Below are 25558 nucleotides of genomic sequence, written 5' to 3'. Positions count from 1 at the left end.
GTGGCTATTATAGAGCAGAATCGGCCCGGGCAGCAGCCATGCTGTTGCATTGGCTGTGCAGGGCCCGCTTTTCTGTGGCGAGATTGTGTAAAAGCCGACCCGGGGACAAAACCTGTGCGCTTGCATCTGCTATACTGGCCGACAATTTATTTGAGTCAAAATAAGGACAACTTATGCGTATCGACCAACGTACCCTAGATCAATTGCGTGATGTCAAAATTACCCGTAATTACACACGTTATGCGGAAGGTTCTGTCTTGGTTGAATTTGGTCATACCAAAGTGCTGTGTACTGCCAGTATTGATAACTCGGTACCGCGCTTTTTAAAAGGCAAAGGCCAGGGCTGGGTAACTGCAGAATATGGCATGTTGCCACGTTCTACCCATACGCGTAGTGACCGTGAAGCGGCACGGGGTAAACAGAGCGGCCGTACTCAGGAAATCCAGCGCTTAATTGGCCGCAGTCTGCGTGCCATGGTCGATCTGAAAAAACTCGGTGAAAATACCATTACCATTGACTGTGATGTAATTCAGGCCGATGGCGGTACCCGTACTGCCGCAATTACCGGTGCAGCGGTGGCGCTGGTCGATGCCATGAATGTGCTGCTGGAAAGCAAAAAAATTAAACAGGACCCGTTAAAAGGTCTGGTCGCTGCTATTTCTGTGGGTATGTATCAGGACGAAGTATTGCTGGACCTGTGCTATGAAGAAGATTCAAACTGCCAGACTGACCTGAATGTAGTGATGACCCAGGCCGGTGAATTTATTGAAATTCAGGGCACTGCTGAAGATAAACCATTTACCCGTCTGCAATGTAATGCCATGCTGGAAATGGCCGAGCAGGGCATTCAGGAACTGATCAAAAAGCAGCAACAGGCCTTGGGCTGGTAAACACTGCAAGATCAGAACAATATATTTATAAAACGCATCTCCGGATGCGTTTTTTTGTGATTGAAGCAAACGTAACCAGCGGCTGTGCGCAGATTCATCTTCATAACAAAAACCAACATGCTGAAACCGAGCTTCATGGCTTACTAAAACTCGCAGTGATTTTTTTAAAACAGCAAAAAAGAGGGATGTACCATGAAATACTTGATGATCTTACTGGCGATGGGCGCCTTTGGTTTAAGCGCGTGTGATACGGCCAATGACCGTGATGGTGATGGCACCATGCTGAATCAGGACCGTGATGGCGACGGCCGTGCAGATGATTAAAGTCTTGCGGCCATCGACTCACCCTAAATGAATAAAAAAGGTGCCTCATGAGGCACCTTTTTTCGTTATCGACAAATATCGAATTGCGATTAAGCATTAAAACGCATGGATAAATCGACCGCTTTGACATCTTTGGTCAGAGCGCCCATAGAAATATAATCGACACCAGTGCTGGCCACTTCACGCAGGTTGGCAATGGTGATATTGCCCGATGCTTCCAGTTTGCAGCGACCGGCAACATGCTTGACTGCATCAATCATCTGTTGCTGGCTAAAGTTATCCAGCATCACGATATCGGCCTGAGCGTCCAGAGCCTGATTCAGCTCATCCCAGGTTTCAACTTCAACTTCCACCGGTTTGCCTGGTGCAATTTGATGGGCTTTGGCAATGGCCTGGGCAATACCGCCAGCGGCCATAATATGGTTTTCTTTAATTAGGAAGGCATCAAACAGCCCCAGACGATGGTTTTGGCCGCCGCCTACAGTGACCGCATATTTTTGTGCAATACGCAGACCCGGCAAGGTTTTACGCGTATCCAGCAGTTTGGTGTGCAGGCCATCGAGCTGTTTCACATATTCGGCAGTTTTGGTGGCCACGGCCGATAAGGTCTGGACAAAGTTAAGGGCAGGGCGCTCTACGGTCAATAAACTGCGCGCAGAACCGGCCAGCTTTAAAAAGGCTTCATTGGCCGCCACGCGATCACCATCCTGTTTCAGCCATTCAATCTGAACGCTTGGATCGTACTGCTGGATTAAGGCATTCACCCAAGGCTGACCAGCCAGCACCATGTCTTCACGGCTGATAATGGTGGCGGTGGCCTGTTCATCTTCCGGGGTAAGTAAAGCGGTAATATCTGCCTCGCCAATATCTTCCTGCAGGGCCTGCTGAATATTGATCTGGATAGATTGCTCCAATAAAGATTGTGGTATGCTCATTGCCTGTCCTTATCTCTTTACCCATGAAAATTGCGCGATATATTAGCACTGTTCGGCTGGCCCGATGCGCTTTTTCGCGGCTTTTTTGTCTGATTTGAGATTTTCAGCTGAAAGTTTTAGGATGGGCTAAATTTTTATACTGAAAAAAATATCAGGATCATTCTATGCAGCAGGCGGCTTCTTTTCAGGTCATCCAGGGACAGTTAAAAGGTGCGCGGCAGGTGCCTTCACCGAATTTTAACCAGCGTCCGCAGCAGACCGAAATTCAGCTGGTGGTGATTCACAATATCAGTTTGCCGCCATCACAGTTTGGCGGCAGTTATATCGAACAGTTTTTTCAAAACCGGCTGGACTGGTCGGCGCATCCTTACTTTCAGACCATTGAAGGGATGCAGGTCTCGGCGCATCTGCTGATTTTGCGTAGCGGCGAAGTGCTGCAATGTGTCAATTTCAATGACCGCGCCTGGCATGCCGGACGTTCCAGTTATCTGGCCAAGCCGGAATGTAATGATTATTCCATTGGTATTGAACTGGAAGGCAGTGATGATCTGCCCTTTGAAGCGATCCAGTATCAGGTACTGGCGGAAGTGGTGTCGGCCTTGCAGCAGGCCTATCCGAAAATCCAGCGTCATCTGGCTGGACATTCCGATATTGCCCCGGGGCGCAAGACCGATCCGGGACCTTATTTTGACTGGAGCCGGTTCCGGTCTTTACTGCGTGACTGCAACAGCAGGATAGAAGCAGCATCTTCATCAATTCATAACGAAACTTGTGCTTAGGTTTCTTTACAATAGCGGCTAAATTTTTATTTGGGTGGTTCCGATGGCGCTTTGGCGATCGACCTTTATTGTCAGTGCGATGACCATGCTGTCCCGGGTGTTGGGACTGGTGCGGGATATTGTGTTATTAAATGTGTTTGGTGCGGGAAAGGATTTCGATACCTTTGTGGTGGCCTTTCGTATCCCGAACTTTTTCAGGCGACTGTTTGCTGAAGGGGCATTTTCCCAGGCCTTTATTCCGGTTCTGACCGAATATAAAACCAGCCGCACCCATGCCGAAGTGCAGATTCTGATTAGCCGGGTGTTTGGCTGTCTGGCCTCGGTGATGAGCCTGCTGACGCTGGCTGCCATGGTGGCAGCGCCGGCGGTGATGTACGTTTACGCACCAGGTTTCCATAGCGATCCGGAAAAATTTGCGCTGGCCACGGACATGTTCCGCCTGACCATTCCCTATTTGCTGTTTATGTCGCTGACCGCTTTTGCCAGCAGCATCTTAAACAGTTATGGCTCCTTTACCACGCCGGCCTTTGCACCGGTGCTACTAAATCTGGCCATGATTGCCGGAGCCCTGTGGCTAACGCCGTATATGGCCGAGCCGATTATGGCCTTGGGCTGGGCGGTGATTATTGCCGGAGCCTTGCAGCTGGCGATCCAGATTCCGGAATTGTGGCGTAAAAAGCTGCTGATTCCGCCAAAAATCGACTTCAAGCATGAAGGCGTTGAGCGCATCATGAAGCTGATGCTGCCGGCCCTGTTTGGGGTGTCGGTGACCCAGATTAACCTGTTGCTGAACACCATCTGGGCGTCATTTATGCAGGATGGTTCGGTATCGTGGCTGTACAGTGCCGAACGGATGACCGAGTTGCCGCTGGGCCTGATTGGGGTGGCAATTGGTACGGTGATTTTACCATCCTTGTCGGCGCGCCATGCCGAGCAGAATCAGGAAAAATTCCGTGGCATGATGGACTGGGCGGCGAAAATTATTGTGCTGGCTGGTGTGCCTGCCAGTATTGCACTGTTTATGCTGTCGACCCCAATTATTCAGGCCCTGTTCCAGCGCGGCCAGTTCACCTGGGAAGATACCCAGATGACGGCCTTGGCCCTGCAATGTATGAGTGCCGGGGTCATTGCCTTTATGCTGATTAAAGTTTTTGCTCCGGGCTTTTATGCCCAGCAGGATACCCGCACCCCGGTTCGGGTCGGTTTAATGGCGGTGGCAGCCAATGCCATTTTAAACGTGGTGTTTATTGGGCTGTTTAAACTGATTGACTGGGAAGCCGAGCACATGGCGCTGGCACTGGCATCTTCAGGTTCCGCGCTGGTCAATGCCGGTATGCTGTATTTCTATTTGCATAAACGCGATATTTTCCGTTTTGGTGGGCACTGGAAAAAACTGCTGTTCCAGTTTGGCACAGCCAATGCGGTGATGGTGGCTGCCTTATGGTACGCCTTGAGCTGGTATAACGGTGATGTATCGCAATGGATGCGTGTGCTGGAAGTACTACTGCTGTGTGTGGTGGGTGTGGCAGCTTATGCTCTTGGTCTGCTGGCCACTGGTTTTAGACCGCGTCATTTAAAACCTTAATTACTGAGAGCTGAGCGCGAAAGATGTTCAGCTCCTATAAAAGAACCCTTTGAGCCGTTGAGTCTCAAAGGGTTTTTTTATGGGCTTTTATTGAAAGATGAGGCTGCATGAGCAGCACAAGCATCTTTATTTATTGATCACTTCCAGCAGTTCGACATCAAAAATCAGGGTGCTGTTCGGTTCAATCGCATCGCCAGAACCAATCTGGCCATAGCCCAGATTCGCTGGAATAAAGAAGCGGTATTTGGCTCCTTCACGCATCAGTTGCAGCCCTTCGGTCCAGCCCTGAATGACTTGTGTGACCTGAAATTCAGCCGGTTGCTGCCGTGCCATCGAGCTATCAAACACGGTGCCATCAATCAGGCGGCCTTCATAATGCACGCGTACTTTGGAGCTGGCCTTCGGTTTTTTTCCGGAACCGGATTGCAAGACCAGATATTGCAGCCCCGATGAAGTGACTTTCACCCCATCCTTACGCGAGTTTTCTGCCAGAAAGGCCTTGCCAATCATGTCATTGGCTTCAGCGCGCTGTTTCAGCTCAATCAGCTGTTTGGCTTCGGCCTGCTTTTTGAACTGGGTCAGAATACGGGCCATGTCTTCATCGCTCAGGCTGGCTTGCTGGCCCAGTGAGGCGGCTTTTAAACCCGCCACAAAGGCATCCAGATCCATACCTTTTAAGGTGTCGACATTGCTGCGCCCCATTAAATAACCAAAGCTGTAGCCCACCTGCTGTTCAGTGGAGCTTTTGGTGGTCACCGGTTGAGCCAGTGTGGCCGCGCTACACAGGGCGAGGCCGAGCAGGGTGATCGTTTTTTTCATATTATGGGTCCCTAAACAACGAAGGAGAGCCAGGCTCTCCTTGTTTTTATTTTACTTCAATCAGCTCAACATCAAAGATCAGGGTGCTGTTTGGTGGAATCATGCCCGGCACGCCCTGTTCGCCATAACCCAGTTGTGACGGGATATACAGCGTGGCTTTCGAGCCTTCTTTCATCAGTTGCAGACCTTCGGTCCAGCCTGGAATCACCTGGTTTAACGGGAACTCGATTGGTTCACCACGCTCAACCGAGCTGTCAAATACTTTGCCATCGACCAGTTTACCGGTGTAGTGTACTTTTACCACAGAGCTGGCCGTTGGCTGTTTGCCATTGCCTTGCTGGGTAATTTTATATTGCAGACCTGACGCGGTGGTTTGTACCCCTGCCTGTTTGGCATTTTCAGTCAGGAAGGCATCGCTGGCCGTTTGTGCCTGCTGGGCCTGATCAGCCTGTTTTTGTTGCAGTTCCTGCTGGAACTGTTCATAGGCCTTTTGTAATTCTTCTTCAGTATAGGCTGGCTGCTGACGCGCATGACCTTCACGGACACCAGTCACAAAGCTGTTAATGTCCAGCTCTGGTGGAGTTTGATGGGCAACTTCATAGCCTAATGCATAGCTGATTTTTTCAACCGCAGACGCATTTGCAGATGCTTTTGAGGATACAGTGGCAGGGTGTTGAGTTGCATAATAAACAGGAACAAGTGCAGCACCGCCTAAAATTACAGCAACAGCAATGGGTAAGGCTTTACTCATAGGTTTTCTCAAATCATTTTATCGTGTCAAAGCTGCTTTCATGTTAGCAGACTTTTTGAATCAAACCGCTGACATCAATCATTCGGTTTGGCTAATTAATATATGCGCATCGTTAAGCATATGCCATAACAGACTGAATATCTAACACATTTTTTATACAATCGGGGCCAGCCGCAGAGGCGGCCCAATTTATTCGTGAGTAATTGTATCTATTATAGATTTGGCTTCAAAGCAGATTAAAAATCTGCTTTCAGCACCACCCGGTAACGCGCCCGGCCAGTATGTAAATGTTCAATTGCCTCGTTAATCTGCGACATCGGGAATACTTCAACCTGCGGCGCCAGCTGTTTGCGGGCGGCAAATTGCAGTAGCTGGCGCAAGGTCGATGGTGAACCGGTCGATGAACCCGTCACCGCTTTGCCACCACCAATTAACGCACCGGCCGAGACCTGTAACGGCTCTAAGGTCAGGCCCAGCATATGCAGCGTACCATTTGGTGCCAGGGCAGACAGATATACCGGCCAGTCCAGGCTAACATTCACCGTACTTAAAATCAGGTCAAACTTGCCGCGCTGGGCTTTCAGGGCAGCGCTGTCACGGCTATTCACCACATGATCGGCGCCCATGGCTTTTAACTCTGCGGTTTTCTCCAGGTTGGAACTGAAGGCCGTAATTTCACAGCCCCAGGCTTTGAGCAGTTTAATGGCAATATGCCCAAGGCCGCCAATTCCAATCACCCCGACATGATGCACCGCCTGAATCTGGTGCTTAATGATCGGATCAAATACGGTAATACCGCCACAGAGCAGCGGGCCGGCACTTTCCGCATCCAGATCATCCGGTAAGGGAATGACCCATTGCCAGCCGGCGCGAACCTTATCGGCAAAACCGCCGGCATGGCCGACAATGGTGGCGACACTGCCGCCGGTACATTGCACCTGCCGGCCGGACAGGCATGGATCGCAGTGCTGGCAGCTTTCTGCCGTCCAGCCAATGCCAACGCGCTGGCCCACAGATAATCCTTTGGCTTCACTTCCTAACTGGACAATGGTACCAATAATTTCATGCCCGGCCACCACCGGATAGACCGAAGAACGCCAGTCATTGTTAATCACCGATAAATCGGAATGGCACAGGCCACAATATTCCACCTGAACTTCGACCTGATGCGGCAACAGTTCGCCAGCATCAAACTGATATGGCACCAGCGCTTCGCCGGGTTGCATGGCGGCATAGGCACGGATGGTAGTGTTGCTCATGATGAGTGCTCCTCGGCTAAAGGGGGAAGAGATTTAAAGGCGCAGTGATCTTCATGGTCGTTGACCATGCCGACGGCCTGCATAAAGGCATAACAGATGGTGGGGCCAACAAATTGAAAGCCCTGCTTTTTTAAAGCTTTAGACAGTGCCACACTGGCTGCAGTATAGGTCGGGGCGCTGCGATAATCGGGCACGGTATGCTGCTCGGGCTGATGATCGACAAATTGCCACAGCCAGTCGACCAGATTGATACCTTGCTGCTGCAGCTGGAGCCAGGCCTGAGCATTGGTGCGGATGGCTGCGAGTTTGGCCGGATGCCGGATTAATCCGCGATCCTGTAATTTGTCCTGCAAGGCCTGATCAGACAACGCGGCAATATCGGCAATGGAATATTGAAAAAAATGCTGACGGTAACATTCGCGTTTTTTGAGCACGGTAATCCAGGCCAGACCGGCCTGCTGGCCTTCCAGACATAGCATTTCAAACAGCTGCGCTTCATCGTGAAGCGGGCGGCCCCATTCCTGGTCGTGGTAGGCGATATAGAGCGGATCTTCGGAGCACCAGCCGCAGCGTGTTCGATCCATAGATGATGCTCCTGTACGGGTTTAAAGCTGGAAATGAACCCATTGATCCTGACGGTTATCCCAGTAAGACAATTCCGCCTGAGGCAGATCGGCAAAGGCAATCCAGACATCCTTGCCGGATTTATCGGCATAGCCGGTGCTGATCAGAAGTGCATCTTCAGTAATTTCCATGATCCAGCCCTGATGACTCTGGCCGTTCAACACAATTTTCTGTTGATTCCCGGATTCGGCAAACTCGACCAGTCGATTGATCAACGCTTCTGACATGTACACTTCCTAAAGCAAACTAACGTAAATAGGGATAGGGATTAACTGCACCGCGACCTTTGCCATTTAAATACAGGCCATAATGCAGATGCGGCGCGGTATGGCGGGCGTTGCCGCTATTGCCGACATAGCCAATGAGATCGCCTTTCTTGACATAATCTCCGACCTTCAGGCCACGTTTGTGCCGGTCCAGATGGGCATAATAATGCCAGCTGCCGCCCGGTCCCAGAATCCATACCACTTTACCACCCAAATTGTTATTGCGTAAGTCGGCAATGAGGCCTTCGGTGGCGCTGTACACCTTGCTGCCGCGTGGCGCCAGAATATCAATGCCTTCATGCAGGCGACCGCGACTGCGTGACGCGCCCCAAGTATCTTGCAAGTGTTGACGTTTGACGCCCTGTACCGGCACCGGCAAGCGGGTTTTAAGCGGCATGTGCTGCAGTTTTTTGACCATGGCCGGTGGTAGGGGCGCAGCAGGTTTTTTCGGTGCCGAGGTACAGGCCGCTAGCAGAATCAGACTGAAGAAAACACAGCAGAGTGAAATCGAGCGAAGCACAGCATCTCCCTGATGATTATTATGTCGATAGTATTCGAATTCCTATCTTTGACTATGTCATAAATCGGCGGCCGAGATCAATTTTTTCATGGCGGTCGGCAGTCCACGTGCAGTAGCCTGTGCCGGCGTCATCCATTCGGCGTCCAGCTCAATCGCCAGATGTTCCTGCTGGTCCGGCTCGACCGGAATTACACTGGCATCCAGCAGCCAGGTAAAGTGGGTAAAGCTGTGTGAAATCTGCAGCTGCTGTTGTCGCTGTTTCAGACCCAGACGCTGACAGAGCGCCTGAAACTGCGCTGGATCATCAATAATCGGCAGGCACCATAATCCGCCCCAGAGGCCGCTATTCGGCCGCTGCTGCCACAGCCACTGGCCATCACTGTGTAAGAGCAACACCTGGGCCTGTCTTACGGGTACGGCTTTTTTCGGTTTTTTAAATGGTAATTCGGCTTCTAGGCCCTGCTGGTGGGCCTTGCAGTGCTGCTGCATCGGGCAGTACAGACATAAGGGTTTTTTCGGGGTACAGATGGTGGCACCGAGGTCCATAATCGCCTGGGTGTAGTCATGATTACGCTCGGTCGGACACAGCTGTTCTGCCAGCTGCCACAAGGCCCGTTCATGTACCGGTTTGGACAGATCATCTTCAATGGCAAAAAAGCGCGCCAGCACCCGTTTGACGTTGCCATCCATAATTACGCCGTATTGTCTGAGACCCAAAGACATCAGTGCGCCTGCGGTCGAGCGGCCAATGCCGGGCAGGGCCATCCACTGTTCCAGATTTTCCGGAAAATGTCCTTGCTGGGCCACTATGCCGGCCGCTTTATGCAGATTGCGTGCCCGGGCATAGTAACCGAGTCCGGCCCAGTATGGCGCCACTTCATCCCAGGAGGCACGGCCTAAGCTTTCCACATCGGGAAAACGCTGAATAAAGCGCTCGAAATATTGCAGCACGGTTTTGACCTGGGTCTGCTGCAGCATGATTTCCGATACCCAGACTTTATACGGGTTATCGGCCACCTGCCAGGGCAGGTCATGGCGACCGTGTACATCAAACCAGGAAAGCAGGGCATGGGAAAAAGAAAAGGCAGACATGAGAACCGGAACTGTTAAGCAGTCGCCTAGTATACCCAAATCTTGCCGATGCAGCAGGCAATAAAAAAGGTGATGCCGCGGCATCACCTTCTGTTTTGGTAGCGGCAAGGCTTAGATGCTGCCGCTCATCCCCCAGCGTTGGTCCAGCTTGAGGATTTGACCTTCATAGCGCGGAATAATGTGGATATGCAAATGCTGCGATGGGCTGCCAAACACATCGCCATCGTTAAAGCCGACATGAAAGCCCGCCGGTTGATGGCGCAGCTGTAATTCATTCCGCGCCAGTTCCAGCAGCGACATCAGGCTTTTACGTTCTTTGTCAGTAACATCAAAAAAAGAACTGACATGACGTAGAGGGATAATGACACAGTGGCCTTTAGACAATGCGTTCGGTTCGGGTAGAATCACGCCATAATCATTTTTGGCAATGACATCATATTCATCAAAGTTGCAATATGGGCAGTCTTGTTCGGTCATTCTTCTATCCTCTATTCAAATTCATTAATCTTTTTCAATATATATGGCCTCATGCCAGAATCAGGCCAAACGGCGTTGTAATAATTGGTACATGGCATCCAGGCTTTGCTGTTCTGCTACCGGGCTATAGCCGAGGTCGACGCCATTGGCTTTGGCACGTTCATCGGCCAGCGGGTTACTAAAGCCGTGCTTGGCATCTTCAAACACAATCACGTCATGTTCTACCTGGGCAGCGTGCATTTCTTCACGGAAGCTGGCCACATCATCCAGCGTTACCATGCTGTCCAGTTCACCATGCAGCACCAGAATTTCTGCCTGTACCTTGCCTTCCTGCGCTGGTTCTCTGGCCGCCAGAATGGCATGGAAAGTCGCAACGGCTTGCAGGTTGGCGCCTGAACGGGCCAAATCCAGCACCACTTTGCCGCCATAACAGAAGCCAATGGCTGCCAGTTTAGCCTGATTTACTTCCGGTTGGGCAGCTAAAGTGTCCAAAGCTGCAGACGCACGAGTCACAATTGTATTCGGGTCTTCAAAGGTCTGGCTCATCCATTCATTGGCCTGGGCAGCCGTGGTGGTATTTTTCTTGTCGCCATACATATCAATGGCCAGGGCGGCATAACCATGTTCTGCCAGTTCGCGGGTACGCTGTTCAATATATTCATTTCGGCCCCACCATTCCGGTGCCACAATCACACCCGCGACTGGTGCATCGGTTTCGGGTGCAGCAAAATAACCAACCAACTGGCTACCATCTGCCGCCGTATACTGAATTTCGCGAGTTTTGATTGCTAAAGTCATGCGTCCAATCCTTGTGTTTTTTGAAATAATTCGATTAAAACATAAAAATGAGACAGCGGTTTGAAAAACATTTCAATGGGCCTAAACAAATGTGAGAAAATATTTTTAAGTTATTTTTCAAAGAATAATCTGTCTGTATCTGCTGTCGGTCTAAACACAGGCATAAAAAAAGAAGGATTTGCATCCTTCTTTTTTGTGAAGGTCAGGGTATAAGAAACTATACCTTGCCGCGGGACAGGAAGCCGACAATTGCCAGAATAACAGCAATAACCAGCAGAATGACCGCGAAATCTTTAGATAAACCAGCGACACCACCGAAACCGAGTAGACTGGCAATAAGTGCGATTACAGCGAAGATAATGGCCCAACGAAACATAATTTTTCTCCATGTGTTTTTATACTTCTTGATCAAGTATAGGGGCAAGTCGCTGATTTGATTGTTTTGCTTTTGTTTATTAAGTGTTCAACTACTTATTTAAGTCTATGATTCTATTGTATCTATGACATAGCACATGCTTTTGTAGAAGACTGTTATAATAGACCGGTTATTTTGTAGTGTTGTGCATCATGTCTGATCAGCTTCGTCCCCAATTCTGGAAAAATTATCCGTTAACAGCCTTAACCCAGGCAGAATGGGAAGCGCTGTGTGATGGCTGCGGCTTATGTTGCCTGGTTAAACTGGAAGATGAAGACAGTCATGAAGTCGCTTACACCAAAGTGGCCTGCAAGCTGCTGGATTGTACGACTGCCCGCTGTTCGGACTATCCGAACCGGCAGCAACAGGTGCCGGACTGTATTCAGCTGACGCCGGAAAAGCTGGACAGTATTCACTGGCTACCGCCAAGCTGTGCCTATCGCCGTTTAAAAGAAGGTAAAAACCTGCCGTCCTGGCATTATTTAAATACCGGTTCACGCCAGAGTGTGATTCGCGCCAAAAAATCGGCCGCTGGCCGCTGTATTTCTGAAACGGAAGTCAATGAAGAAGAAATAGAAGACTATATTGTGCGCTGGGTACGTTAAATTTTTAGGCCGTCTGTATCTTTAAGAGTAAAATTGGCGATTTAAACCTGATAAAACAACTGCCGACACTCAGGCTGAGTTTCCCGCAGCAAGCGCTAAAAAATCGGCTATTGAAATACTGCATTTTGCCATAACATAGTACACTCAGCCGCAGCTTTGTACAGAAAACCTTCTATGTCAGACAGCCATATTCCACTTCCTGAACGTTTGCGCCCGCGCGATCTGTCGCAGATTATCGGTCAAGATCATCTTCTGGGGGAGCAGGCCCCGTTACGTCAAATGATTGATCAGGGCCATTTGCCTTCGATTATTTTCTGGGGACCACCAGGCGTTGGAAAAACCACCATTGCCTTGTTGCTGGCGCAGGCGGTTGATCGTCCTTTTGTCAGTCTGTCTGCGCTCAATACCGGGGTCAAGGAGTTACGTGAAGTGATTGCCGATGGCGGCGATTTACTAACGCCGGTGGTGTTTATTGACGAGATTCACCGCTTTAATAAATCCCAGCAGGATGCCTTATTAAATGCAGTCGAGAAGGGCAAAATTACCCTGATTGGTGCCACCACGGAAAACCCGTCTTTTGAGGTGAACAGTGCCTTGCTGTCGCGCTGCCAGGTCTATACCTTAAATGCACTGAGTGCCGAGGCCATCCAGCAGCTGCTGACCCAGGCCGTCCAGAATGATAGCTTCTTAAAAGAACGTTATATCCAGATTGAAGAGTTTGAAGCACTGGTGCAGTTTGCGGCGGGTGATGCACGTAAGGCGCTGAATTTACTCGAGCTGATTGCCGGCACCTTTGAGCCGGACACAGAAAACAGTATTAACAATGCCCTGGTCGTGAAAGTGGCGCAGCAGAATATTGCCCGTTACGACAAATCTGGCGAGCAGCATTATGATCTGGTCTCGGCCTTTATTAAGTCGATTCGCGGCAGTGACCCGGATGCGACTCTGTACTGGATGGCGCGCATGCTCAAGGGTGGAGAAGACCCGCTGTTTATTGCGCGGCGTATGCTAATTGCTGCCTCGGAAGATATTGGCAATTCCAACCCAAATGCCTTGTTGCTGGCCGGTGAATGTTTCCGCGCAGTGCAGGTGATTGGTATGCCGGAAGCGCGGATTATTCTGGGCCAATGTGCAGTCTATCTGGCCACCAGTGCCAAAAGTAACAGTACCTATCTGGCCATTAACAAGGCGCTGGACTTGGCGGAAAAAACCGCCAATTTGCCGGTACCGTTACATTTGCGTAATGCGCCGACCAAGCTGATGAAAGAGCAGGGCTACGGGGTGGATTATCTGTATCCGCACAATTATCCGGAGCATTTTGTATTGCAGGATTATTTGCCGCCAGAATTAAAAGGCACCAAGCTGTATGAATCGGCGCGCAATAAACGCGAAGTTGAAGCCGAGCGTTTACAGCAGCGGCGCTGGATGCAGCAGCAACAGTAGCAATAAAAAAAAGCCCAATTCAGAGGGATGAATTGGGCCAAACTGGATGTTAGATTGGGAGAGAACATCCGCGAGGATTAACGAAACTGATCGGCAGTCACTGTAAAATTTACCGTGTCTTGCCTATGTGCTTAAGCATAGGTCAAAACTAAAAATATGTAAAAACGATCATTTTTATAAGTTGAATTTGTTTTTTCGATTGATAGTGAGAAAACTCAGCCAATAAAAAACCGGATCAGCTGATCCGGTTTTTTTATCGTTCATCTTGGAGATGATCAGATATTGTCGAGGTTGATGCCTAAACGTGCCGCAACTTCTTCATAGGCTTCAACCACGCCGCCTAAACCTTGACGGAAACGGTCTTTGTCGAGTTTTTTCTTGGTGTCTTTGTCCCATAGACGGCAGCCGTCTGGAGAGAATTCATCACCCAGCACGATACGGTCGTGGAACACACCAAATTCAAGTTTGAAATCGACCAGAATCATGTTGCCGGCATCAAACAGGGCTTTTAGTACATCGTTAACTTTGTAAGTCAGTTCTTTCATTTGTGCCAGCTGCTCAGCAGTCGCCCAACCCAGCGCAATTGCTTGAGATTCATTGACCATTGGATCGCCTAAGGCATCATCTTTAAAGAACAGTTCAAATGTTGGCGGGGTCAGTTCCTTGCCTTCTTCGACACCGAGGCGACGGCAAAGAGAACCAGCTGCATAGTTACGGATTACGCATTCAACCGGAATCATGCTCAGCTTTTTCACTAGCACTTCATTTGGGGTTAGCAGTTTTTCAAAATGCGTTTCAATACCGGCTTCAGCCAGTTTTTCCATAATAAAGGCGTTAAAACGGTTGTTCACCTTACCTTTACGATCTAGTTGTTCGATCTTTTCGCCATTGAACGCAGAGGCATCGTCACGAAAGACTAAAATCAGGTGGTCTTCACTATCTGTGGTATAAACAGATTTCGCTTTACCAGTATAGAGCAAGGTTTGTTTTAACATGAGGGAACCTTTTTCAGAAAAAAATGCCTAGTAATGTCTAGGCTGGCCAATTTTGGTAAATCTGGGCCAACAGGTCTGCAGCTTTTTCTTTGTCTGCAAAACTGTTGTCGGCGTTGAACACAGCCAGGTTGTTACTTGTACCGACAGAGGTGAGTCTTAAGACGTAGGTCTGTTGATCGACCGAGATGGTGACTTCGTAACGGTTTTTGCTCTGACCAATAATGCTATGGTTCAGGCTGCTGAGTGTGGCAAGCGTATACTGCCAAATTGTAGCAGAATTTCCATCTATTTTGAGCAGTGGATTTTGATTTCCATCTACAACCGGTTGTGGACGACCTGGCGCGGTGTTGTCCTGTACAGCAGCGGCCTGAGTCGGCTCTACGGCTGGAGGACGAGGAAGTGCGAAACGGTTGCCACGGCTGTTTTCCAGCTTCGGTGCATGTTCAATGGCCAGTGGGTCAACCGTTGGTGCAGGATACAATGGCGTTGCTGGTCGGGCCACAGCACCTTCAGGATATTGTAAGGGCGCAAGGGTGGTGGTGTCTTTATAATCCAGAGAGCCATTGCTGATGGCTAAAGAACTACAACCTGCCAAACTTACCACTGAAAGTGCAGCGATTAAACCAAAACGTAATTGCATAATATTGTGCTCTTATTAAATGACACCCGAAGCCTGTAAAGCTTCACGTAACGGTGCGCGATATTGTTCTGCAAGTGGCGTTAATGGCAGGCGGATGCCGGTACCAATTAAGCCCATTTCATGAAGTGCCCATTTCACCGGAATTGGGTTTGATTCACAAAATAGAATATTGTGTAAATTTGCAACTGTATTGTTACGTGCTTCAGCGCTGTCATTGTCGCCGACAATGGCTGCGGCACAAACTTCGCTCATGACTTTTGGTGCCACATTGGCCGTAACCGAGATATTGCCTTTGGCACCAGCCAGCATTAACTGATAGGCAGTGGCATCATCACCTGAATAGACAGTCATGTCTTTACCGGCCAGACCAGCCAGTAATTCACGGCCACGTGGTACATCGCCAGTGGCATCTTTAATGCCCACAATTTGTGGAATGTCGGCCAGACGAATCACTGTTTCGTTGGACATGTCGACGCCAGTACGGCCCGGAACGTTATACAGGATTTGTGGCAGATCCACTGCTTCGGCAATAGTCTTATAATGCTGATATAACCCTTCCTGGGTTGGCTTGTTATAATATGGCGTGACGAGAAGTGCGGCATCGGCGCCGAGTTCTTTGGCTTCTCTGGTCAGTTCGATCGCTTCATGCGTTGAGTTTGCACCAGTACCAGCAATCACCGGGATACGTTTGTTGGCCACGCGAATGATTTCTTTAATCACACGTGTATGTTCAGCCATGCTTAATGTAGAGGCTTCACCTGTCGTGCCCACGGCCACAATACTGTTTGTGCCTTGTTCTATGTGCCACTCAACCAGCTTCTCGAGACCTTTCCAATCTACGCTGCCATCTTCTAACATTGGGGTGACGATTGCGACAATTGAGCCTTGAATGGTCTGTGCTTGCTGAGTCATTTTGAAAAAATATCCTATTTTTCCATCCACAAAAGTTCGTAGAAACAGAAAACGTGGATGGTTGCAGTATTTTGATTTGAGTCAGAATTCAATAAGTCATGATTGAATAATGCTTATGCAAATTATGACTGATTCAGTGTGTCAGAACAATATGCGTAAGTCAAAGCCAATATCAACTTTATCCGCTGCTCAAAACAGTCCGGTATAAGGCATAAGTTGGTGCTTTTACAGCAGTTCAGGTTCATTTTCGACTTTAGAATGAACTGGCGAGTAAGCATAGGTCTATAGAAGCTGTCCGGACAGCAATTTTGCCTGGAAAATGCAGTAAAAAGCCACGAAAACCAGGTAAAAGGGTCGGAATTAAGATAAAAAAACACTTAAACTAGACCTGAAAATTATTTGAATAGCCTTTTTTTAATGCCATTTCCTGCTTAAACCAGCTCGGAATGATTTTTTTCAGATCTAAATAAAAATAATAGTTTTGACTGTCTGTTTATTTATATCCTTTGATATTTATATGAATTTTATTGTTTTGTTAAATTGCTGTACTTCAATTAAGTCTTTCTAAAACTATATGTTTGCGCGTCTTAAAATAAGAAATGTCTATTAATTTTTTGCCAGACCGGGGCTTTATTCCACTTATTGGTAGTTAATTCAGAGGACATCCTCATAGATGATGGCGGTCTTAACCTTTTATAAACACTGATTGAAACAAGGATTCTCCAATGGAAAGATCAGATAATCGACATGCGATTGTGACAGTAGCCATCTGTTTCTTGATTGCGGTCATTGAAGGCTTGGATATCCAGGCAGCAGGTATTGCCGCAGTTGGTATCCGTGAGCATTTTGGCCTCGATAGCTCGCAATTGGGGGTGTTTTTTAGTGCAGGGATTCTGGGTTTATTGCCTGGTGCACTGGTTGGTGGACGCGTGGCAGACCGTATTGGCCGTAAACAGGTGCTAATCTGGTCAACTGCCGTATTTGCGGTCTTTACTTTATGTACCGTATGGGTCAACAGCTTTAACTCATTACTGGTGGTGCGTTTCCTGGCCGGTGCCGGTCTGGGTGCAGCCATGCCAATTCTGATTACGCTGGCCTCTGAAGCGGTATCACCACAAAACCGTGGCCGTGCCGTGGGTCTGATGTACTGTGGTATGCCAGTCGGTGCTGCGATTTTATCGTTAATTGCCAGTACCGATTTCGGTTCTAACTGGAAAAACATTTTCTACCTGGGCGGTTTATTACCTATTATCGTCATTCCAGTGATGATGTGGTTATTGCCAGAATCGAAGGAATATTTAAAAGCCAAAGATCAGGCTGCGAATACGACAGCAGAAGCTACGCCACAAGGTTCGTTTAAGGATCTGTTTAACTCGAACAACCTGCTACGTACCATGTTCATCTGGGTCAGCTATTTCTTCACCCTGATGGTGGTGTACATCATGCTGAGCTGGTTACCGTCGCTGTTCCAGGAACTGGGCTTCTCGCGTAAAGAAGGCGCAACTGCACAGTTCTACTTTATGGTCAGCGCGACGATTGGTACCGTTATTTTGGGTATGCTGACCGATCGCTGGAAAAAAGCCTATGTCATTCTGTTGATGTACGGCGGTATTCTGGCCGGTCTGCTGGCACTGAACGCTGCAGGTTCATTAACTCAAATGTATCTGGCCTCTGCGCTGGTGGGTGCATTCGTCATTGGCTGTCAGGGTGTACTGTATGCCTTCGGTGGTATTGTGTATCCAACTGAAGTGCGTGGTACCGGTATTGGTGTGGCGTCTGCCGTGGGCCGTGTCGGTGCGATGCTCGGGCCTGCGATTGCCGGTTCACTGTTAACGGCTGGCTTTGGTGCAGCAGGGGTGATCTCTGCCGCGATTCCATGTATCGTGATCTCTGCCATCTTTATGTTACTGCTGGTGCGTCGTATTCAAAACTAAACACGCATTGTAACGACCCCTTCAGACAGCCCGCATATGCGGGCTGTTTTGTTTTCACCGTACAGTCCAATGATTCCGCTGCAACAAAACCATCCATTTGGTATATGCTAGGACGCTGACAATAAGCGAAACATGGATAGGTGTTATGCAAGCGCAGACGGCATTGATCGTAGTAGATGTACAAAATGGATTTACGCCGGGCGGTAATTTGGCCGTCGCTGATGCCGATCAGATTATTCCGATCATTAACCAGCTGGGACAGGTCTTCGACAATATTGTCCTGACCCAGGACTGGCATCCGCAGAATCATATTTCTTTTGCCGACAATCATCCGGGCAAACAGCCGTATGAAGTGGTGATGCTGGAATATGGCGAGCAGGTGCTGTGGCCGGCACATTGTGTTCAGGGCACCACCGATGCTGAACTGCATCCGGCGCTGGACTTGCCGCAGGCGCAGCTGATTATCCGCAAAGGGTTTCATGCGCAAATTGACAGCTATTCGGCCTTTATGGAAGCAGATCAGAAAACCACCACCGGCCTGGCCGGCTATTTAAAAGCGCGTGGCATCGACACGGTGTTTATTACCGGCATTGCCACCGATTTTTGCGTGGCTTGGACTGCCATAGATGCCTGCAAGCTGGGCTTTAATACCTTTGTCATTGCCGATGCCAGCAAAGGCATAGACCTGAAAGGTTCATTGCAACATGCCTGGCAGGAGATGCTGGCGCATGGGGTGAAACGGGTCTATAGCAAAGATGTGCTGAGCCTGTTACAGCCTGCTGCACAGCCAAGCCTGGCCTGATTGGCCCGAATCATTCATTCAGAACGTGCCGAGGTCTATGGTGTTAGGTTTTAGCCAGTTTGTACAGAAAACTTTTGCCCTGTGGGTGCTGCTGTTTGCCGTGATTGCCATGTATCAGCCAGAGGCTTTTGTCTGGTTAAAAGCCTATATCACCTGGATGCTTGGTATCATCATGTTTGGTATGGGCATGACCATGTCGCTGCAGGATTTTAAAGGTGTGCTGCAAAGTCCGAAAGCGGTCGCGATTGGCGTGGCTGCGCAGTTTATGGTGATGCCGCTGTTGGCCTATCTGTTATGTGCCTTGTTCCGGTTACCGGCGGAAATTGCCATTGGGGTGATTCTGGTTGGCTGCTGCCCGGGTGGTACGGCTTCCAATGTAATTACCTATATGGCCAAAGGCAATACCGCCTTGTCGGTGGCCTGTACTTCGGTGTCGACCTTGCTGGCGCCGCTGCTGACCCCGGCAATTTTCTTTGTGCTGGCCAGCCAGTGGATTGAAATTGATGCCTGGTCCATGCTGAGCTCGATTTTACAGGTGGTACTGTTCCCGATTGTACTGGGCCTGCTGCTGCGCGCGCTGTTTAAAACTCAGGTGGAGCGTTCCATTACCCTGATGCCGCTGGTTTCGGTGGTGGCGATTGTTGCCATTGTCGCGGCAATTATCGCCGGCAGCCGGGCACAGATTCTGGAAAGCGGCTTGCTGATTTTAGCGGTGGTGATGCTGCACAATGGCCTGGGCTATTTACTTGGTTTCTGGGCAGCTCGTTTATTTAAATTGCCCTATGCCGACAGTAAAGCGGTGTCGATTGAAGTCGGAATGCAGAATTCTGGCTTGGGCGTGGCCTTGGCGGCGGTGCATTTTGCCGCGTCTCCGGTGACCGCCGTGCCGAGCGCCATCTTCAGTTTATGGCACAATATTTCTGGACCGGCACTGGCCACCTATTGGGCCAGCCGGCAGCGCCAATAAAGGACAGCTGTCATCCGGCTGTCATCAAGGCAAGGATGCCTTAGTATATTGAATATTCTGTCTTTTTACTTAGATAAAAAACAAAAAAATGATAAAAAACAGATTTTTATTTTGAACAAATTTGGGCTAATTTTCATCATTTGGTCATTTTTGTAACACAACTGTCATATTCAATTTCTAAGATGCCCTCACAGAGGCGGCACAAACAGACTGTTGTAAAACAGCATAGAGTGAGATATGAGCGATTTTCAGCATTCATCCATGACCTATTTCAATCGGGAACTGGCATTATTCGAGTTCCATCAACGGGTATTGGCCCAAGCGCTGGATGAGCGTCTGCCGCTGCTGGAACGCTTAAACTTTCTGATTATTTTTTCCCGAAATCTGGATGAGTTTTTTGAAATCCGCGTGGCGGGTTTAATGAAACAGCTGGATTTAAATGCCCTGACCCGCACCCCGGATGCAATTCCGACCGAACTGGTGCTGGCACAGTTATCTGAAGAAATTCATGCGGCGGTCGAGCTGCAATATCGCACCTTAAATCAGGACATTCTGCCGCAGTTGCAGCAGGCCGGGATTCGTTTTATCCAATATCCACAAATTCAGGACAAGCATAAACCCTGGATTGCCCAGTATTTTGCCAAACAGGTCCAGCCGGTACTGACCCCAATCAGTCTGGACCCGTCACATCCGTTTCCGCGACTGGTCAATAAAAGCCTGAACTTTATTGTCAGTCTGGAAGGTAAGGATGCCTTTGGCCGTGAAATTGAAATGGCGATTGTGCCAGCCCCACGTTCCTTGCCGCGCTTAATTGCCTTGCCGCCTGAAGTGGCCGGGGAGGGTGAGGAACAGATTTTTCTGACGGCGATTATCCAGCAGCATATTAATGACCTGTTCCCGGGCATGAAAGCCACCGGCTGCTATGCTTTTCGTGTGACCCGAAATGCCGACCTGATTCTGTCGGAAGATGTCGATGATCTGGCGGTGGCCTTAAAAGATGAGCTGTCATCACGCCGTTTCGGCCGTGCGGTGCGTCTGGAAATTGAAGATGACTGCCCGCAGAGTATTATTGACTACTTGCTAGATGAGTTTGATCTGGATCAGCAGCAGCTGTATCAGACCAGTGGCCCGATTAACCTGTCGCGTCTCACCACCAGTTTTGACCGTCCGGAACTGAAATATCCGATTTTTAGTCCGGTGATTCCGCCGGTATTTCGCAAGCAGAAACCAATTTTTGAGGTGCTGAAAAAGCAGGATGTATTGCTGCATCATCCGTTTGATTCTTTTCAGCCGGTGATCAGCCTGCTCAAAGAAGCGGCCAAAGATCCGCATGTGCTGGCAATTAAACAGACCCTGTATCGCAGTGGTCCGGACTCGGAAATTGTGCAGGTACTGGCTGAAGCGGCACGTAATGGCAAGGAAGTCACTGCGGTCATTGAACTACGTGCCCGCTTCGACGAAGAATCCAATATCATGGTTGCCAACGTGCTGCAGGAAGCCGGTGCGGTAGTGGTGTATGGCATTGTCGGCTATAAAACCCATGCCAAAATGATTCTGGTGGTACGCCGCGAGCAGGACCAGCTGGTGCGTTATGTGCACTTGGGCACCGGTAACTACCATGCCGGCAATGCGCGCATGTACACCGACTACGGCCTGATGACCACCCAGCCGGATATCTGTGAAGATGTGCACCGCATGTTCCAGGAACTGACCGGCATGGGCAAAATGGCCAAACTGAAAAACCTGCTGCATGCGCCGTTCACCCTGCACACTGAACTGCTGAAACTGATTGAACAGGAAATTGAATTTGCCCAGGCCGGCAAAGCCGCGCAGATCATGATTAAAGTCAATGCCCTGACCGAGCCACAACTGATTGCGGCGCTATATCGTGCCTCGCAGGCCGGGGTGCAGGTTGATCTGATTATCCGTTCGATTTGCTGCCTGATTCCCCAAGTGCCGGGCATGTCAGACAATATCCGGGTGCGTTCGATTGTCGGTCGTTTCCTGGAACATACCCGCGTCTATTATTTTGAACATGGCGGCGAGAAAAAACTGTTCTGTGCCAGCGCTGACTGGATGGGACGTAACCTGTTCTCACGGGTTGAAACCTGTTTCCCGATTCTGGACAGCAAGATCAAGAAATGTATTGTCGAAGATGGTTTACGCAGCTATTTAAATGACAACCAGAATGCCTGGGAATTGCAGTCCGATGGCCACTGGCAGAAAGTGCAGCCGGAACCGGAACAGCCCCTGCACAGTGCACAGGCCTATTTACTGCAAAAAAAGCTCCTCAAACTCTAAGCCTCTATCAAAAAATCCTGACACGGGTCAGGATTTTGATCAGACGACAGCGGCTGCTGCGTCTTAAGACGCTTTAGAGTGCTTGCCACGTAAAATTTCAGTTCTTAACTGCTGGGCCAGTTCGGCCGCTTCACTGTCCATGCCATTGACCATATAGGCATGCCGGGTCAGCACATTGGTCGGGTTTGGCATACTGACCAGTTCATAATGATCGGACAGAGTTTTCAGTAATTCATGCGGTAAATGCACCGCATTTTCCTTAGCTGACAGCTGGCTGACCAAGCGTTCTGCCGCCTGCACCGAAGACAGCTGCATGGCATCGACCGGGCTGGACAGTGCACTGCGGGTTTGCAGCACAAAGCGTTTTTCTTCACGGTAGCGTTTATACAGCACTTCAGACAGCAGCTGGAACACGGTGCCAATCATCGCCAGACACGGTGCCGCATTCGGTTTATCGGCCGACATGCTTAAGGTGGCGCCATCTTCATGGAATGGTTGTACCGTGGTGATATCCTGCTGGCTAAGTTTATAGTGCTGCACACACAGCTCGATGCTCTTGTTCAGGAAAATCTGGCATAGATTAAAATACGGCACCGAAACGGTTTTGTTGACCGTATCCATCAACTGTTTCGGATCATAGAACTGGATGTTTAACGAAATTGTATGCTGATCAACCGGGGCCGGTTTGTTTTCTTTCAGTTTTGGTGCGGCTTTGGCCTGTTGCTGCGCCTGTGCAATCGCCAATGCGGTATTGTGTTTTTCCTGCTCCAGTGCCTGGGTCAGATTCTGGATTTCGTGTTTCAGACGCGATTCATTGTTGATACGCGCCAGATATTCTGAACGGCTTGGACGGGCAATCGCACGATAGGCCAGCCACAGCAGGGCATGAATAAACAGCGAACTGAGAATCGCCATCCACTGGGTACGCAGAATTTCGCCAATACTTGGTTTGACCAGGGTCACTTCAATGGTGCCGACTTTCTTTTCGTTTTGCAGCGCATCGCGTACAAAGACTTCACCCTGACGGGTTTTGGCCAGGCCACCGGTGGCCAGCACCTGATTGTTGGTATTCAGAATGCGAATTGAGGCAATACTCGGGTTGGTGGCATAACGATCGGCCAGAAGCGCCAGTGAAACGGTATTGGCCGGTTCCAGCTCGGACAGGCTGTCTGTGACCAGCTGGCTGGTGATCAGCTGGCCTTGACTGGCCCGATTTTCATTGAGCTGGTGAGTCGTTGCCAGTACCAGTAAAAAGGTATGCAAGGCAAAACTTATGGTCAGTAGGCTAGCAAATAGCCCTTGTCTAGGCGCATTCAACGTAAACTTCCAAAGTAATTCTACTTAATTTCGATTATGATTCTAACAATAGTTGTAGCTCAGACCCGAGTCAATTCATGCGAGAAATCATTCTTATATCATTTTTAGGACCTGACCAACCGAATCAGTTTACTCGATTAATGCAGGTTCTGTCCGCTCATTCCTTACAAATCTTAGATGTCGGTCAGGCGGTCATTCATAACCAGTTGACTTTAGGTATTGTCGTCTCATCAGATGACCAGACGGCTACCGCATTAGCCATGAAAGAGATCCTGATTTTAGCACATGATATTGGCTTAACTGTGCGCTTTAAACCGATCTCTGCAACAGAGTATGAACAATGGGTCAATGAAGGTGGCCGTACCCGTTACATCGTGACGGCTTTGGCGCCAGAACTCAATGCCTCTCATCTGCAGGCAGTAACACAAATTGTATCCAGCCAGGGTTTCAATATTGAGACCGTGACCCGTCTGTCTGGCCGTCCGGCAGCAGATGGTTCCAGCCAGGGGCCAAAACGTGCCTGTGTGCAGTTTGGTTTAAGCGGTCAGATGCTCGATGCCGCAGCCATGCGTGCCGCCTGTTTAAGCCTGTCCAACGCGCTAAGCGTCGATGTCGCGGTACAGGAAGACAATGCTTATCGCCGTAACCGTCGTTTGGTCTGCTTTGACATGGACTCAACCTTAATTGAGCAGGAAGTGATTGACGAACTGGCGATTGAAGCCGGTGTCGGTGCACAAGTGGCTGAAATTACCGAGCGCGCCATGCAGGGCGAGCTGGATTTTCAGCAAAGTTTCCGTGCCCGTGTGGCCTTGCTAAAAGGTCTGGATGCGTCGGTTCTGCCAAAAATCGCCGAGCGTTTAACCGTGACTGAAGGCGCCGAGCGTCTGATTTCGACCTTAAAAGCCCTGGGCTATCGCACTGCGATTCTATCGGGTGGATTCCAGTACTTTGCCGAATATCTGCAGGACAAGCTGGGGATTGATGAAGTACATGCCAATATTCTGGATGTCGAGCATGGCGTGGTAACCGGGGAAGTGAAAGGCCATATTGTGGATGGTGCGCGTAAAGCTCTGCTATTGCGTGAACTGGCCGAGAAAATGGGTATTTCTCTGGAGCAGGCCATTGCGGTAGGTGATGGTGCCAATGACCTGCCAATGCTATCCATTGCCGGTCTGGGGGTTGCTTTCCGTGCCAAACCGCTGGTACGTGAAAATGCCAATCAGGCGATTTCCAGCGTTGGCTTGGATGGTGTTTTGTATCTATTAGGTGTCCATGATAAAGACCTGAACCGGGCTTAAGCACATCACAGGTTGAATCAAGCGCAGCATAAGGGCTGCGCTTTTTTTATGCAAAATCAGTGAACAAGGGCAAATGTTCATTTTTTGACTGAATCGAAATCTGCTTTAAAAACATCGAAAAAAATATTTTTCAGGGCAGTTTTGCAGGTTGTTTTTTTGTAATGACACGCGAAAGAAGGAGTAGCCTTATCTTCAGAAATCTTTAAAATTAAAAAAGTGTAATGACAATATAATATTGCGACAATGTGTGTCGCGTGGTCAAAATTTAAGTCTTTTTTTATCCAGAAAACTACTCATAATGCTTCCATAGATTTGAAATTGGCCTTGCCATTCATTTACAAGTATTGAAGATGGCATGGGGACTCGACAAGATCCACATCCATTTTTGGACGGAGGTTTTTATGTTAACAGCGAATTTAGCAACTATAGTCGGCTTGAGCTTGGTAGCGGCTGCTTTGATTGCTGTTTTCTTTTCGCCTTATCGTCGTTGGTTAAGCTTCATGTTGGCCGGTATGGCATTCTGGGGCATTTTGGAAACGGTCCGTTTTAGCGTACAAACTGTTTTTGAACTGCCTGTGACCTACAGCTATCTGTCTGCATTAACCCTGGCGATGATTGTTGTGACATTGCTTCTGCTACGCGAAGACCGTCGTGCAGAGCGTGCATTGGCCAAAAGACGTTATATCGAACATACCCCAGTGTATGAAGATGACCAGCAGCAGTATTCCAGCCGTTAAGTCTATACAGATAAGACGTCCAAAAAATGTACAGTCATGTACATTTTTTTTTACTTTCGATAATGATTGTTAT

Annotated in this window: 27 protein-coding genes; 12 read left to right on the top strand and 15 right to left on the bottom strand. The window is 49.2% G+C overall.

Features of this window, described 5'->3' with window-relative positions; genetic code table 11:
• The first annotated feature begins 173 nt into the window (after nt 1-173).
• Both rph and FTU69_RS14780 read left to right on the top strand, forming a co-directional pair.
• The gene (rph, locus tag FTU69_RS04880) at nt 174-890 is read left to right on the top strand and encodes a ribonuclease PH (protein ID WP_005180961.1); all 717 of its coding nucleotides are present in this window, start codon (nt 174-176) and stop codon (nt 888-890) included.
• Between the two features lie 192 nt (nt 891-1082).
• On the top strand, nt 1083-1214 hold the full coding sequence (locus FTU69_RS14780; RefSeq protein WP_005180959.1) for a hypothetical protein: 132 nt from the start codon (nt 1083-1085) through the stop codon (nt 1212-1214).
• A gap of 89 nt (nt 1215-1303) precedes the next feature.
• Here the strand turns inward: FTU69_RS14780 and nadC are convergent, their stop codons facing one another.
• Complete coding sequence (nadC, locus tag FTU69_RS04875) at nt 1304-2149, bottom strand: carboxylating nicotinate-nucleotide diphosphorylase (protein WP_016658688.1); 846 nt, start codon at nt 2147-2149, stop codon at nt 1304-1306.
• A gap of 164 nt (nt 2150-2313) precedes the next feature.
• On the opposite strand from nadC, the gene ampD reads away from it, so the two are divergent.
• Both ampD and murJ read left to right on the top strand, forming a co-directional pair.
• Nucleotides 2314-2928 carry a 1,6-anhydro-N-acetylmuramyl-L-alanine amidase AmpD gene (ampD, locus tag FTU69_RS04870; RefSeq protein WP_180088006.1) on the top strand — a complete coding sequence of 205 codons (615 nt, stop codon included), beginning with the start codon at nt 2314-2316 and terminating at the stop codon, nt 2926-2928.
• Between the two features lie 43 nt (nt 2929-2971).
• Nucleotides 2972-4513, top strand: a complete 1542-nt coding sequence (gene murJ / locus FTU69_RS04865; RefSeq protein WP_016658690.1) for a murein biosynthesis integral membrane protein MurJ — start codon at nt 2972-2974, stop codon at nt 4511-4513.
• Between the two features lie 126 nt (nt 4514-4639).
• On the opposite strand, the gene FTU69_RS04860 is transcribed toward murJ, so the two are convergent.
• The 10 genes from FTU69_RS04860 to FTU69_RS04815 all read right to left on the bottom strand — a co-directional run bounded on the left by FTU69_RS04860 (nt 4640) and on the right by FTU69_RS04815 (nt 11495).
• Nucleotides 4640-5332, bottom strand: a complete 693-nt coding sequence (locus tag FTU69_RS04860) for an FKBP-type peptidyl-prolyl cis-trans isomerase (protein WP_104472308.1) — start codon at nt 5330-5332, stop codon at nt 4640-4642.
• A 46-nt stretch (nt 5333-5378) separates the two neighbouring features.
• Nucleotides 5379-6083 carry an FKBP-type peptidyl-prolyl cis-trans isomerase gene (locus tag FTU69_RS04855; RefSeq protein ID WP_005180950.1) on the bottom strand — a complete coding sequence of 235 codons (705 nt, stop codon included), beginning with the start codon at nt 6081-6083 and terminating at the stop codon, nt 5379-5381.
• 236 nt (nt 6084-6319) lie between these two features.
• Complete coding sequence (locus FTU69_RS04850) at nt 6320-7342, bottom strand: NAD(P)-dependent alcohol dehydrogenase (RefSeq protein WP_180103558.1); 1023 nt, start codon at nt 7340-7342, stop codon at nt 6320-6322.
• The gene (locus FTU69_RS04845; RefSeq protein ID WP_016658692.1) at nt 7339-7926 is read right to left on the bottom strand and encodes a DNA-3-methyladenine glycosylase I; all 588 of its coding nucleotides are present in this window, start codon (nt 7924-7926) and stop codon (nt 7339-7341) included. Before FTU69_RS04845 ends, FTU69_RS04850 begins: the two co-directional genes overlap by 4 nt.
• A gap of 21 nt (nt 7927-7947) precedes the next feature.
• Nucleotides 7948-8193 (bottom strand): hypothetical protein, encoded by a 246-nt coding sequence (locus FTU69_RS04840; protein ID WP_045796565.1) that lies wholly within the window; start codon nt 8191-8193, stop codon nt 7948-7950.
• A gap of 19 nt (nt 8194-8212) precedes the next feature.
• Complete coding sequence (locus FTU69_RS04835) at nt 8213-8752, bottom strand: M23 family metallopeptidase (protein ID WP_005180945.1); 540 nt, start codon at nt 8750-8752, stop codon at nt 8213-8215.
• A gap of 57 nt (nt 8753-8809) precedes the next feature.
• Entirely contained in the window at nt 8810-9844 is a 1035-nt protein-coding gene (mutY, locus tag FTU69_RS04830; RefSeq protein WP_104470565.1) for an A/G-specific adenine glycosylase, read from the bottom strand.
• A 111-nt stretch (nt 9845-9955) separates the two neighbouring features.
• Complete coding sequence (locus FTU69_RS04825; protein WP_005180943.1) at nt 9956-10321, bottom strand: HIT family protein; 366 nt, start codon at nt 10319-10321, stop codon at nt 9956-9958.
• Nucleotides 10322-10381: 60 nt separating this feature from the next.
• Complete coding sequence (locus FTU69_RS04820) at nt 10382-11119, bottom strand: dienelactone hydrolase family protein (protein WP_016658694.1); 738 nt, start codon at nt 11117-11119, stop codon at nt 10382-10384.
• Between the two features lie 217 nt (nt 11120-11336).
• Nucleotides 11337-11495: a DUF1328 domain-containing protein gene (locus tag FTU69_RS04815; protein ID WP_005006601.1), complete on the bottom strand. Its 159-nt coding sequence runs from the start codon at nt 11493-11495 to the stop codon at nt 11337-11339.
• Nucleotides 11496-11686: 191 nt separating this feature from the next.
• Here FTU69_RS04815 and FTU69_RS04810 point away from each other — a divergent pair, with 191 nt between their 5' ends.
• Together FTU69_RS04810 and FTU69_RS04805 are read left to right on the top strand one after the other, a co-directional pair.
• Nucleotides 11687-12139 (top strand): YcgN family cysteine cluster protein, encoded by a 453-nt coding sequence (locus FTU69_RS04810; protein ID WP_016658695.1) that lies wholly within the window; start codon nt 11687-11689, stop codon nt 12137-12139.
• A gap of 174 nt (nt 12140-12313) precedes the next feature.
• Complete coding sequence (locus FTU69_RS04805; protein WP_016658696.1) at nt 12314-13582, top strand: replication-associated recombination protein A; 1269 nt, start codon at nt 12314-12316, stop codon at nt 13580-13582.
• Between the two features lie 275 nt (nt 13583-13857).
• Here the strand turns inward: FTU69_RS04805 and purC are convergent, their stop codons facing one another.
• Genes purC through dapA form a run of 3 tightly spaced genes read right to left on the bottom strand, consistent with a single transcriptional unit; the run spans nt 13858 to nt 16129 of the window.
• Entirely contained in the window at nt 13858-14577 is a 720-nt protein-coding gene (gene purC, locus FTU69_RS04800) for a phosphoribosylaminoimidazolesuccinocarboxamide synthase (RefSeq protein WP_005180935.1), read from the bottom strand.
• A gap of 37 nt (nt 14578-14614) precedes the next feature.
• Nucleotides 14615-15217 carry a hypothetical protein gene (locus FTU69_RS04795; protein ID WP_005180933.1) on the bottom strand — a complete coding sequence of 201 codons (603 nt, stop codon included), beginning with the start codon at nt 15215-15217 and terminating at the stop codon, nt 14615-14617.
• A gap of 15 nt (nt 15218-15232) precedes the next feature.
• Entirely contained in the window at nt 15233-16129 is an 897-nt protein-coding gene (gene dapA / locus FTU69_RS04790) for a 4-hydroxy-tetrahydrodipicolinate synthase (protein ID WP_180088005.1), read from the bottom strand.
• A gap of 725 nt (nt 16130-16854) precedes the next feature.
• Here dapA and mhpT point away from each other — a divergent pair.
• The 4 genes from mhpT to ppk1 all read left to right on the top strand — a co-directional run bounded on the left by mhpT (nt 16855) and on the right by ppk1 (nt 22133).
• On the top strand, nt 16855-18063 hold the full coding sequence (gene mhpT / locus FTU69_RS04785) for a 3-(3-hydroxy-phenyl)propionate transporter MhpT (RefSeq protein ID WP_180046851.1): 1209 nt from the start codon (nt 16855-16857) through the stop codon (nt 18061-18063).
• Nucleotides 18064-18208: 145 nt separating this feature from the next.
• Nucleotides 18209-18865: a bifunctional nicotinamidase/pyrazinamidase gene (gene pncA, locus FTU69_RS04780; RefSeq protein ID WP_005180927.1), complete on the top strand. Its 657-nt coding sequence runs from the start codon at nt 18209-18211 to the stop codon at nt 18863-18865.
• Nucleotides 18866-18902: 37 nt separating this feature from the next.
• Nucleotides 18903-19832: a bile acid:sodium symporter family protein gene (locus tag FTU69_RS04775; RefSeq protein ID WP_034598041.1), complete on the top strand. Its 930-nt coding sequence runs from the start codon at nt 18903-18905 to the stop codon at nt 19830-19832.
• A gap of 237 nt (nt 19833-20069) precedes the next feature.
• Nucleotides 20070-22133 carry a polyphosphate kinase 1 gene (gene ppk1 / locus FTU69_RS04770; RefSeq protein ID WP_075175034.1) on the top strand — a complete coding sequence of 688 codons (2064 nt, stop codon included), beginning with the start codon at nt 20070-20072 and terminating at the stop codon, nt 22131-22133.
• 63 nt (nt 22134-22196) lie between these two features.
• Here ppk1 and FTU69_RS04765 read toward each other — a convergent pair whose 3' ends face one another.
• A complete protein-coding gene (locus tag FTU69_RS04765; RefSeq protein ID WP_005180919.1) occupies nt 22197-23450 on the bottom strand; it encodes a hypothetical protein in 1254 nt (417 codons plus the stop codon).
• 77 nt (nt 23451-23527) lie between these two features.
• Here FTU69_RS04765 and serB point away from each other — a divergent pair, with 77 nt between their 5' ends.
• The gene (gene serB / locus FTU69_RS04760) at nt 23528-24748 is read left to right on the top strand and encodes a phosphoserine phosphatase SerB (RefSeq protein ID WP_005180917.1); all 1221 of its coding nucleotides are present in this window, start codon (nt 23528-23530) and stop codon (nt 24746-24748) included.
• A gap of 401 nt (nt 24749-25149) precedes the next feature.
• Entirely contained in the window at nt 25150-25485 is a 336-nt protein-coding gene (gene aciT, locus FTU69_RS04755) for a ciprofloxacin tolerance protein AciT (RefSeq protein ID WP_005180916.1), read from the top strand.
• Nucleotides 25486-25558 lie beyond the last annotated feature (73 nt).

This window comes from Acinetobacter sp. YH12134, assembly GCF_013418555.1.
Taxonomy (GTDB): domain Bacteria; phylum Pseudomonadota; class Gammaproteobacteria; order Pseudomonadales; family Moraxellaceae; genus Acinetobacter; species Acinetobacter indicus.
The sequence above is the reverse complement of the archived record's forward strand: the minus strand, read 5'-3'. Positions and strand labels throughout refer to the sequence as shown.

Bases quoted from the DNA above. Each gene is read 5' to 3' on its own strand.
- FTU69_RS04775 (WP_034598041.1), top strand. From the start codon at position 18,903: ATGGTGTTAGGTTTTAGCCAGTTTGTACAGAAAACTTTTGCCCTGTGG.
- FTU69_RS04795 (WP_005180933.1), bottom strand. From the start codon at position 15,217: ATGCAATTACGTTTTGGTTTAATCGCTGCACTTTCAGTGGTAAGTTTG.
- purC (WP_005180935.1), bottom strand. From the start codon at position 14,577: ATGTTAAAACAAACCTTGCTCTATACTGGTAAAGCGAAATCTGTTTAT.
- FTU69_RS04810 (WP_016658695.1), top strand. From the start codon at position 11,687: ATGTCTGATCAGCTTCGTCCCCAATTCTGGAAAAATTATCCGTTAACA.
- murJ (WP_016658690.1), top strand. From the start codon at position 2,972: ATGGCGCTTTGGCGATCGACCTTTATTGTCAGTGCGATGACCATGCTG.
- mutY (WP_104470565.1), bottom strand. From the start codon at position 9,844: ATGTCTGCCTTTTCTTTTTCCCATGCCCTGCTTTCCTGGTTTGATGTA.
- FTU69_RS04805 (WP_016658696.1), top strand. From the start codon at position 12,314: ATGTCAGACAGCCATATTCCACTTCCTGAACGTTTGCGCCCGCGCGAT.
- FTU69_RS04815 (WP_005006601.1), bottom strand. From the start codon at position 11,495: ATGTTTCGTTGGGCCATTATCTTCGCTGTAATCGCACTTATTGCCAGT.
- FTU69_RS04850 (WP_180103558.1), bottom strand. From the start codon at position 7,342: ATGAGCAACACTACCATCCGTGCCTATGCCGCCATGCAACCCGGCGAA.
- mhpT (WP_180046851.1), top strand. From the start codon at position 16,855: ATGGAAAGATCAGATAATCGACATGCGATTGTGACAGTAGCCATCTGT.
- serB (WP_005180917.1), top strand. From the start codon at position 23,528: ATGCGAGAAATCATTCTTATATCATTTTTAGGACCTGACCAACCGAAT.
- aciT (WP_005180916.1), top strand. From the start codon at position 25,150: ATGTTAACAGCGAATTTAGCAACTATAGTCGGCTTGAGCTTGGTAGCG.
- FTU69_RS04845 (WP_016658692.1), bottom strand. From the start codon at position 7,926: ATGGATCGAACACGCTGCGGCTGGTGCTCCGAAGATCCGCTCTATATC.
- ppk1 (WP_075175034.1), top strand. From the start codon at position 20,070: ATGAGCGATTTTCAGCATTCATCCATGACCTATTTCAATCGGGAACTG.
- pncA (WP_005180927.1), top strand. From the start codon at position 18,209: ATGCAAGCGCAGACGGCATTGATCGTAGTAGATGTACAAAATGGATTT.
- FTU69_RS04855 (WP_005180950.1), bottom strand. From the start codon at position 6,083: ATGAGTAAAGCCTTACCCATTGCTGTTGCTGTAATTTTAGGCGGTGCT.
- dapA (WP_180088005.1), bottom strand. From the start codon at position 16,129: ATGACTCAGCAAGCACAGACCATTCAAGGCTCAATTGTCGCAATCGTC.
- FTU69_RS04860 (WP_104472308.1), bottom strand. From the start codon at position 5,332: ATGAAAAAAACGATCACCCTGCTCGGCCTCGCCCTGTGTAGCGCGGCC.
- nadC (WP_016658688.1), bottom strand. From the start codon at position 2,149: ATGAGCATACCACAATCTTTATTGGAGCAATCTATCCAGATCAATATT.
- FTU69_RS14780 (WP_005180959.1), top strand. From the start codon at position 1,083: ATGAAATACTTGATGATCTTACTGGCGATGGGCGCCTTTGGTTTAAGC.
- FTU69_RS04825 (WP_005180943.1), bottom strand. From the start codon at position 10,321: ATGACCGAACAAGACTGCCCATATTGCAACTTTGATGAATATGATGTC.
- FTU69_RS04820 (WP_016658694.1), bottom strand. From the start codon at position 11,119: ATGACTTTAGCAATCAAAACTCGCGAAATTCAGTATACGGCGGCAGAT.
- ampD (WP_180088006.1), top strand. From the start codon at position 2,314: ATGCAGCAGGCGGCTTCTTTTCAGGTCATCCAGGGACAGTTAAAAGGT.
- rph (WP_005180961.1), top strand. From the start codon at position 174: ATGCGTATCGACCAACGTACCCTAGATCAATTGCGTGATGTCAAAATT.
- FTU69_RS04840 (WP_045796565.1), bottom strand. From the start codon at position 8,193: ATGTCAGAAGCGTTGATCAATCGACTGGTCGAGTTTGCCGAATCCGGG.